At 39.0% G+C, this 10,017-nt stretch carries 7 protein-coding genes; all 7 read right to left on the reverse strand.

The features are described 5' to 3' along the window. Positions 1-259 precede the first annotated feature (259 nt). Positions 260-904 (reverse strand): hypothetical protein, encoded by a 645-nt coding sequence (locus tag DRF59_RS20515; RefSeq protein ID WP_115964461.1) that lies wholly within the window; start codon positions 902-904, stop codon positions 260-262. After that, the gene (locus DRF59_RS20520; RefSeq protein ID WP_123873723.1) at positions 886-1,482 is read right to left on the reverse strand and encodes a hypothetical protein; all 597 of its coding nucleotides are present in this window, start codon (positions 1,480-1,482) and stop codon (positions 886-888) included. Before DRF59_RS20520 ends, DRF59_RS20515 begins: the two co-directional genes overlap by 19 nt. Continuing rightward, entirely contained in the window at positions 1,388-1,915 is a 528-nt protein-coding gene (locus DRF59_RS20525) for an RHS repeat-associated core domain-containing protein (RefSeq protein ID WP_241505649.1), read from the reverse strand. Before DRF59_RS20525 ends, DRF59_RS20520 begins: the two co-directional genes overlap by 95 nt. Before the next feature lie 96 nt (positions 1,916-2,011). Then, complete coding sequence (locus DRF59_RS20530; protein ID WP_123873724.1) at positions 2,012-2,488, reverse strand: hypothetical protein; 477 nt, start codon at positions 2,486-2,488, stop codon at positions 2,012-2,014. 4 nt (positions 2,489-2,492) lie between these two features. After that, positions 2,493-6,170, reverse strand: coding sequence for a DUF6443 domain-containing protein (locus DRF59_RS20535; RefSeq protein ID WP_115964466.1), 3,678 nt, complete (start codon positions 6,168-6,170; stop codon positions 2,493-2,495). Between the two features lie 6 nt (positions 6,171-6,176). Continuing rightward, entirely contained in the window at positions 6,177-9,248 is a 3,072-nt protein-coding gene (locus tag DRF59_RS20540; RefSeq protein ID WP_115964468.1) for a hypothetical protein, read from the reverse strand. 3 nt (positions 9,249-9,251) lie between these two features. Further along, positions 9,252-10,017: T9SS type A sorting domain-containing protein (locus tag DRF59_RS20545; protein WP_133297277.1), on the reverse strand; the 766-nt coding region annotated here is incomplete at its 5' end.

The following is a 10,017-nucleotide window of genomic DNA, read 5'->3' on the forward strand; positions in this document are numbered from 1 at the left end:
TCATAGAAACCGGATTCCTGTAATTCCTTGCCATTGTATTTATAGCTTAAGTAACTTCCTATATAACCTTTTATTCCTCCTATGTGGTTTAATCCGAATGGATAATAATTGTTAGTATCCCTTATGTCAAGGCTTCCGTCACTTTTCTGGGATAAGTGACCCTACACTTTTTGATTTGATAAGACACAAACCACTGCTTTAAGTAGCGGTTTGTGATATTATTTGCTTAGCACACAGCAGTATAGTGTCATAACAACTCTTAATACAAAGCAAGGATTTTTTTTAAGTAATCCTCAGTAATATTCTTATTGCCAACAAATATAAAGGGGATATTTGATTTATGTACCGAATCGTAAAGATCTAATTCGGAAGATTTAACCCAGAACAAATACATTGGCTCTTTAACAATTAATTTCTGTTGTAAAAATAAAGACATTATTTGGGTGTTCTTATCAATATACAGCGAATCTACCTGTACTGGATTTTGATCTATGTTGAATTCATTTCGTATTTCATAGGTATAAAGAATTGAATAATTACCTATTTTAGTAGGATAATATTTGGTTTTCTTTTTCTTGAACCAATTTAGAAATATCTTAAGATCACGTTCGCCAACGAAATAAGTCAATTGAATTGTGTTATTTTTTATTGCAGTTATTTGGAATGGCCAACTTTGGGCGATGATTGCTTCTTCTCTAAATCTACCGTTTGTGTCAAAAAGTTGAATAGATGCTGCTCCTTCATCTGTTGTAAATCTAAGACGGATTATATCTTTTTTGTTAGCACCTATTTGATAAGAAAAATTTGGGCCTTCAAATTTATCAAAACCAGCCCGTTGACATCCAATAATAGATAACAATAGTAGTAAAAGTAAACAGATATTTATTATTTTCGATCTCCCCATATTAATTTACTTTTTTTAATTATTTCTTCAGCAGTTGTTATATTCTCATAACCAAAACGCTGAAATAGATTTGAATTAAAATGCTCGCCATAATCAGGGAAGCCCTCTTTTAGTGCTTCATTTTTCCAATACGAATTGTTAAAAATTAGCCCCATTTTACTATTCCCTGATAGATTAAATCCTCCTGCGTTCAACATAAAATCCATTTTATCTTGTCCTGTGATTGCAGCTGCCCTTCCTGCTGCAAAGTTTCCAACATCTCTGGCTGAAACGTATACCCCTTCTGCTATTTGTGAGCCAGCGTATAACCCGCCACCATTTTGTGTCTTATAATCAAACTTATTTCCATTACCTCCATTCCAGGCGTAACCCAATCTTGCAAAAAATCCTCCTTTAAATTCATTATCAATAGACATTGCTTTACTGAAGTCTGCCAGCCAATCTCTAGCCTGATAAGAACCAAAATTTATTTTACCAGCTGCCTTACCACTTCCATCGAATTCTGTAAAAGAGTTCCAAACAAGTGTTCTTCCCATTCTCTCCGCCTCCAGAAGTATTTTCTTTAGAATATTTTTCATTAAGTTCCTGTTTGATATCTTCCGTATTACCATTATGACGGTAAACACCTAAATCTCCGTCATTATAAACAGCAACAACATTTCCAAATTTATCTGTGTGTGTACTTTCTGTTCCGCGACCATCGGGATCAATATATCTCAATGGATTATTCATTACATAGTTGTAAGGTGACCACCTTCGATACTGCTCCGCCAACGGATCAACCACACCCCATCTTCCTAAATCCGCCATATACATTCTCGCTCCATAATCATACATTCCCGTCTCCTGCAATTCCTTGCCATTGTACTTATAATTCTTATAAGTATCCCGACCAAAGAATGCATTACCAGTATTGAGGTGGTTCATTCCAAATGGATAATAATCATTGGCATCGGTGATTTCAAGAGCGCCTGCGCTGTTTTTTCCAAAACTTACCCTTACATTGCCCAAATAGCTCTAAACATTATCCCAAAGATTTATTTATATTGTTCTGTTTTATATTTGAAAACAGAACAAGAAAACCACCGCAATTGCGGTAGTTTTTGTTTATTTGGAATTTTCTTTAGGGGGCTTTAGCATATTAGGATAACCACCTGAATCATTATGATTGGGTACAGAATGATATAGCTTATTTTCAAAGGTTTTTTTATACAATTCTATATAATCAGCATTATTCAATTCAAAGTAATCAACTTTTATAGATTCAGTGTTAAATGGAACTTTATACCTAACAGAATTTCTAAAATATAAATTCAATGTATCATTAGAAAAACTATATATAAAAGGGTCTAGACCTTTTAAACTATTAGTTTTATCAAAATCTTTTACATCCATTATTTTTTTATCTGTTATTACTGTAAATTGTTTATCACCAGTAACACCTAAGTTAATTGTCGATATATATATTCTTTCTCCTTTGCTAGAAACTATTTCACTTTGATTTAATTGCTGACTTCCTAAATCATTACTACAAGATATTATACTTAATAAAAATAATGATATTATATAATGATAATTTTTCATAATGTTATTTATTGTTTGCCTTTTCACCTGCTTTTATACCTTCCAAAATTCTCCGTCCAGAATATGGTTCTTCACCATAATATGGTGCCGGACCATAACTATTACCAAAGAATAATACACTACCAATAAGATTATAGTTAAGAATCTTGTTTGGTGTACTTATTAATCCTTTCTGATAAGCTCCTGCCATTTTCATATATGTTGAGCCACTTATATTAAAACCTCGAAGTGTAGAAGTAACCCCATTTAGTCCAGCTAAATAATTACCTGCAGATCTCCCAGTAGCATATTTCCCATTTAATAATCTTCCAGTCATAGGACCTTCTGAAGACCAATCTTTATTATTTTTAATATCAAGCCCTTGATGTAATTTAGATTCTTCCATTGTTTGCTGTAATCCTACTTTTTTAGAATATTCATTAGCATCTACTACTAAAGGGTCCCAGCTTTGCTCATTTCCAAAGTGTATTGTTCCTGCTGCCATATTAGTGTCGGGATCAACAAATTCATCCCAAAACTCAGTTTCTCCCATTCTTTCTCCTCCAGCAGATGTATTACTTTCAGAATTATATTTACCTAGCTCTTTCAATGTATCCTGAGTATCTCCAGAATGCTTATACACCCCATTATCTCCATCGTTGGCAACCATAACAACATTTCCAAATTTATCTGTATGAGTACTTTCCACACCACGACCATCAGGGTCAATAAAATTCATTGGATTATTTACTGCATAGTTGTACGGTGACCATCTACGATATTGTTCCGCTAGCGGATCCACTACTCCCCATCTACCTAGATCAGCCATATACATCCTTGCTCCATAATCATACATTCCTGTTTCTTGTAACTCCTTGCTGTTGTATTTGTAGTTTTTATAACTACCACTACCAAAGTAAGAATTTCCTGTTTTCAGGTGGTTCATTCCAAATGGATAATAATCATTGGCATCAGTGATTTCAAGAGCGCCTGCGCTGTTTTTTCCAAAACTTACCCTTACATTGCCCAAATGATCTTTGTACTGGTAAATATACTGATCTTTTTCATAATCAAAATAGCCTTCAGACGTTCCGAAAAACTGAAGATCTCCTGTTTTAGCTCGTAACGGCGGCGGAAGAATCGGTGGATTGATACCATCCTCGGATTCTATAGGCCCCACCGGCAATTCACTGGTATAAGCTTCCCTTTCCATAGCATATGCTGTTTCGGAAAAAGATTCTGAGCCTCCGGAAGTTACAAACTCTTTTTTGGTATACTGGAACCCGTCCAGATAATCTGTTGTATACCTTGTTGTTGTAGGACCGGCTACCCCGTTGATCACGGTATTGTTTATTTTCTGAAGTTTTAATCCGCCCGCATCATATACCGTATTTATCGTAACATTTTCTATTCCGTCCTGCCTGGTAAGATTCAGAATATCAGGTAATTCAAGGTGATTATATTGTATAGAGGTAATTCCTCTGTCTTTAAAGTCTTTCATACTGCCATTTGCAGTATAGGTGATCACATTCCCACCTCCCTCATATCCCGTTGGGTTCTGGGCAGAATCTACCACTTTGCTCAGCTGATTTCCGATATAGGTATAACTTAACCTGTCAATAACCGTAGCAGCTGTACTTCCGCTTTGTAACAATGAGGTCCTGTAAAGATCCTTGATATTGCCGTTGATATCATAACTGATGGATTCGGTATGTTCCCTGCTGTTAGGATTGGATGGATTCTGATAGAAACCTGCTGTTAGCCTATTGAGCTTATCATAGGCGTAGCCGTAACGTTTAGGAGTCAGGGATGGATTAACCCCTACAGTTTCCACTGCTCTCCAGTCTACTTCTGTGATATTACCATTAAATTTTGCTTCTACATTTTTACCGGGGAATAATGCAGTATCCGGATTGGTAATTCCATCCTTCTGGTTATATTTTATTTTGTAAGCAAACAGCTTTCCGCCTAAATTGGCCACAGACATATCATTTTTATTGATATCGGTCATCCAGCCTCTGATGTTATAAGCGTAATCTATACTCTGCAGGTTATTGCCCACTTTTTTGTTGGACAGCTGGGAAAGTTCATTATAAGTATGTTCTGCAAGAAGCTCTTCAGGCAGATTATCCACCTGATGGTAATGCTGTTTCAGACGGTTTTGGGTGTCATATACAAAACGTTCCTTTACCGTAACCCCTTCTTCTCCCTGCTTTCTCTGATGTGAAGTTATGGTTTTCAAAGGAGTTCCGGCAAAATCAAGCTGCATATCAGTTCTGGTATACCCTCCCAGATGATTGATGGAATAAGTTCCAATGACCCTTCCTTTCCGGTCATAATAACTATAATTCCGGGTCCAGTTGTCATTTTCTACATTTTTAACAAAGCTCATTACCGGAAGTCCTTTCGTACTCCTTGCTCCTGCTATAATATTAGGATCCTGAGGCATTGTTGGTTCTCCCAGAATATCTGCCGGAAAAGACGGGTTAAAGCTATAACCCGGATAGGTGTCATAGTAATTAATACTCAGAACCTTAATTCCTGTACTGGGATAGCTCGTAGAAGCTGTATTGTCATAGTACAGCTGCATCCCGCTGGAATCCGTAAACCCTACTGCCGATGTTCGCTTCACCGTATTACTGGCAAGTGCGTCTGCAGCAGCCTGTTCAGCCTGCCTTCCTCCCGGACCATAAGCCTGGGCAGAAGTATAAATTCCGGTATAAGCTACCCTCCCAAATGCATCATACTTGGTAAAAAGCCATTGTTTGGAAGCTCCCATAACAGCATCTTGCGTCATGATCACACGGCCTGCCTTATCATAGATTATATATTCCCATCCCTTATGCGGAACCTTCTTAAGCACCACCCTGTTCTTGCCGTCATAACGATACAGATAGCACATCCCATTGAGGATATTATTAGGAATTACAGTTCCCGCCGCCAAGGCATTGATCGCATTTACTCCCATAGGAGAAATTACAACAGCAAGCTGGTTATAATCATTATAAACATAATACGTATCCGCATTTTCCGTAGCACTCAGTACTTTTCGTACCAGAATAACCTGGCCCTGGCCATTCTTAAACTCTATGGTCTGGTTTCCGTCTTCATCAGTTACTATATTCTTATACAACTGATTGGCAGGGTAATTCTCAATAGTGCTGCTAATGGTTGATGCTGTAGTACCATTTGACCAGACTGCGGTAGCAATGAATTTTTTTACCTCATTCGCAGCATTTGTTTCATAGGTAAACTTCACAGGTTTACTGCTCCATGCATTTCCTACCTGGATCTGCTGCTGGATACGGTCTAACGGAGAGTTCTCCAGTATCTTCTCTGCATAGATCTTCTCTGATCCATACAAAGAAGGCTGCGTTGCATTGGCCAATGGATTGGGAACGATTGCCCCGTTCAACGTACCAGGCTGGGGAACCGGTAAATAATCCTTTACCTGTCTTCCAAACTGGTCATATTCGATGTGGGTGACCACATCCCTGCCCAGAGGGGAAGCTTTTACATTCACCACCTGCTTGGGCCTGCCCAGTCCGTCAAAATACTGGACCGTGTTGATCTGTTTAGCTGTGGTGCTGCTAGCGGTTACAGGCTCTAAATAGGTCCTGCTTTGTATATAGTTTTCTGTTGTGGTCTGGGCATTTGATAAGCCAAAACACAACATACTAATCGGAATTATAATTCTTTTCATCGTGTATTAGTTTTTATAATTATATTTTATTTCCTTCAGCATATTCCCATTCACGTCCACTACTTTCTCCAAGCGGTTAGCCGTATCGTAGAGGTACAGCTCTCTTACACCTGATGGCGGCGTGATGCTTCTTACCCCAACCAGAAGATCATAGGTATAGGTCGTGACCTGAAATGCAGACAGGCTGCTGTGTTTCCTGAAATTATCCAGCGCCAGCAGAAGGGCGGTTTCATCACTGTTAGTTACTGCTGCTGCATCAGTATCTGATGCGGTAACAATCTCCGTGATTAATGCCTGCGGAATCTCAGATAACAGAGCTCCCTCTATCTTGGCAATGGGCTGGGTATTGTTATACCCCCAAATGACTGATACAGGAATACCCTCTTTTGTAGTATATTGCTGCAGGTTACCTTTCAGGTCATATTTGTCGTAGGTAATTTCGGCAAAAGAAGAATTACTGTTCTGGAGATCGTACGATAAAACAGAGGTAGGTAAAACAAAACCTGCTGTTTTAGTATTGGCTTCGGTCTGGTTCAAAGGGTAAGTGGTTCCTGTTTTTGACAATGTTTTACTTACTGTACCTTCTGTTTTGGTATTAATGGTTTCCAGAGGAATTCCAATCATATTTTTTGCAATCATCAGCTGATTCCCCTTTTCATGGGCATAGCTAAAGCTGGAAGTGGTAAGGGAACCCGTGGTGTCGGTAAAAACAAGAGATGTCAACTGGTTATGCTGACTGCTCCCATAAGCATATTTTGTGGTCTCGGTTACAGAAGGAACATTATCTTTGTAATACACATCTTGTTTTTCACTCAGGTAAGGGTTATAGCTGTAAATATTATAGGCAGATAACCGGATCAATTCAGCCATTCCATTCAGCTGGGTAAATGCCCCGTGAGAAATAGGTTCACCATACACATTGTCCTGAAAGTCGTAAGCCCTGACTGTACTGTTAAACCTGGCAGGGGCATCGTTGTATTTATAGGTTGTTTTTTGTACTATTTTGCCGTCCTTGTCTTTTTTGGTCACACTCAGGGGTTTGCCTCTTTCAGATTCCAGGGAATTGTATTTAAGGTGCCTCAGCGTATTATAGGTGGCCTGGTTTCCAAAAGATATAAAGGCAATGGTATTGGCCCGTTTGTCGATAAACCCGTTATCACTGTTGGAAAAAACATATTCGGTGGTACCTCCCAAATCTGTTCCCCCCACTCTTTCTGTCACCTTACTGTAGACCACATGCTTCCCCTTTGTATTATTATCCTGAAGAACCGGCATATCAGCAAAACGGTATTCATGTGCAGTACTGTTCCGGTCCTCTTCAAAATGAACCGGTTTGGCAGACAATATTCCTGAGGAAGCTCCCGTTGTGATTCCTGTATCGGTATAAAAATATTCCTTTACAATATTCTGGCCATCCCCGGGGGCGGTTATTGTTTTCTTAATCCGGAGACCTCCGGCAATTTTGTTGACAGAAGATTCCAGGACAAATTCATAAGGCGCTGTGTTTTGTACATCAATGACCTTGCTGTAATCATGTGGTTCATACACAAATTCATTAGAACCTTTTGTCGGGTAAATAATCTTTTTCAGTACTCCCAGGGTTAATTGGGCCGGATCAGTTTCCTTATAGGCAGGCAGTACATTTTTCATCTGATCAAGCGAATATTTGGTTCCATTGGCCGGAGTAACTGTACCCAGGTAAGTTTTGTTGTTAAAATATCCCCAATGATCATTTTTCATCAGGTTAAACCCAGGTAAGTCCGTAGAGTAATATTCCAGCTGATATGACTGTCCATTTCTGTTAAAGCCTGTCAGGAATAATTTTTTAGCAGGATCCTCCAGGTAGGAAAAACTCACCTCTTCAATCACTGAATCCTTTTTAATAGAAATTTTATCCAGCTTATAAAATTGTTTTGCAGCCATGATATCTCCGCGGAAATGATAATCATATCCGAAAGAAGAATTCCATTGGGTATTGCTTATATCAGTAAAATTATACTGCGCAACATTTGCTGTACTTTTAAGAAACTCTATTGTATAAATATTATTGATATTGATATCTTTTGGATAGACCACAAAAGTACGTTCAGGATTTTTAGTTATTTTCTGCTGCCCGCCGGCAGTTACATTGTCTACCTTATAATCCATTGATGCAAAAGTATGGTGCATCTTAAACAAGGCTTTATCTTCCCGCAAATAATTAAAGGTGATCTCAAAATTACTTGGCAGGATAACCTTTGTCAAAAACCATGAATTGGCAATAAAATGTGGATTATATGGATCTGTGGGCGTAATATAAGGTGTTGCGGAAAATTCAATGGACTGAGGCGTTTTACCGAAGATATAGCGGATTCCTTTTTGGTCAGTCAATGTAAAACCATAAATAATCCTTTTGATTTTATGAGTTTTACTATTAATGGCGTGGCGTCCATCTTCATATAAAGAAAAGTCTGTGGCCAGTTCATCTTCAATTTTAATGTCTTTAAAATCTCCGGATGCAATCACCCATTTTCCTTTATGGTCTTTGTAGAAAGTCCCTGACATTCCATTCACATTGAAGTTGAATTCATCAGGTGCAGGATATGCTGTCCTGGTTCCACCTCCAATGGAACGGTTGTTATTGATAAAATCCGTTAATGCTGGAGTGCTATCCCACTGGTCATTATCCAGCGAGTTAAAATTATCATAGTAAGAATATCTGTTTGGTACAGGCTCACCACTCATACCCACCATCACTTCATCCACACCGCCATTCACAGAACGGGTGATCACTCCACCTGCATTAAGGTTCCATCCCGCGCCTGTCCATGTAGGTAAAATATCAGGCTTTATTGATGCCAGGTTATAGGAGAGATCCAGGCTCAGATCATATCCTTCCCTCGAAAAGCTAAAAAGATTAAAGCTGATATTGGGTTGTCCGGAAAATAAATCTATTGAGGCCGGATTATACTGTCCTAAGCTCGCCGCAATAGGACTGTTGCTGAAAATTGTAGGACTGTATGGCTTTCCGCTGTTGATCTGTGCATGCAGAAAATACACCGCTAAAGTCAATGCGGAAAAAGTAAAATATTTTTTCATCTGTTATTTCTTAATCAGTTTAGCATTCGCTGTTTTGTTATTATTAGTTTTTATAGTCACCAGGTAAGCTCCCTGTACCAAAGCCTGAGTATTGATCTTCGTTACAGAATTCTTTGTTGTGAGGCTTTGGAGCTGTCTTCCGCTCATATCGTAAACTGTAATTTGAGCATCTTTAAAGTCAAAACCTATTTCCACATAGGCATAATCAGATACCGGGTTCGGATAGATCTTAATGTCATGTTTCTCGATCAGCTGGTCTACCTGTTTGTCTCCAAGCTTTACGATCTTCCAGTTCTCTTTCCCCAACTCTTCTGCACTGGTTCCTGCAAGGATAATCGAGCCATCCCGGTTCAGCCTCAGATCTGAAAGCCTTTCCTCCTTCTTTTTAGATTCCCCTTTCACATGCTTTCTCCACTGTTCATGGCCATTGCCATCCAGGTACAGCATCCAGAAGGTTTCATCCCCGGTTTCTATCCTTCCTTCTGCCTGGGTGTAGCCTCCTAAAAGAATTCCCCTGGTTCCTTTATCATCTGCTGAATGAAGAACATTCATTCCCATCAGGATATCACGGTTTTTAAAATTGTAAGATTTCTGCCACTGTTCATTGCCGCGTTCATCAAGGGCAACCAGCCATAAGTCTGTGCCTTCTTCTATTCCTGTGGTCTTGTTGCCGGATCTCTCTGATCTTGATTCACCACCGATAATATATCCGTCGGATTTCAGAGAAAGGGTCCGTAAGTGGTCATCTCCGGCTCCGCCATAGTTCTTT

Source organism: Chryseobacterium flavum (genome assembly GCF_003385595.1).
Lineage (GTDB): Bacteria > Bacteroidota > Bacteroidia > Flavobacteriales > Weeksellaceae > Chryseobacterium > Chryseobacterium flavum.

Bases quoted from the DNA above. Each gene is read 5' to 3' on its own strand.
- DRF59_RS20515 (WP_115964461.1), bottom strand. From the start codon at position 904: ATGGGGAGATCGAAAATAATAAATATCTGTTTACTTTTACTACTATTG.
- DRF59_RS20520 (WP_123873723.1), bottom strand. From the start codon at position 1,482: ATGAAAAATATTCTAAAGAAAATACTTCTGGAGGCGGAGAGAATGGGA.
- DRF59_RS20530 (WP_123873724.1), bottom strand. From the start codon at position 2,488: ATGAAAAATTATCATTATATAATATCATTATTTTTATTAAGTATAATA.
- DRF59_RS20535 (WP_115964466.1), bottom strand. From the start codon at position 6,170: ATGAAAAGAATTATAATTCCGATTAGTATGTTGTGTTTTGGCTTATCA.
- DRF59_RS20540 (WP_115964468.1), bottom strand. From the start codon at position 9,248: ATGAAAAAATATTTTACTTTTTCCGCATTGACTTTAGCGGTGTATTTT.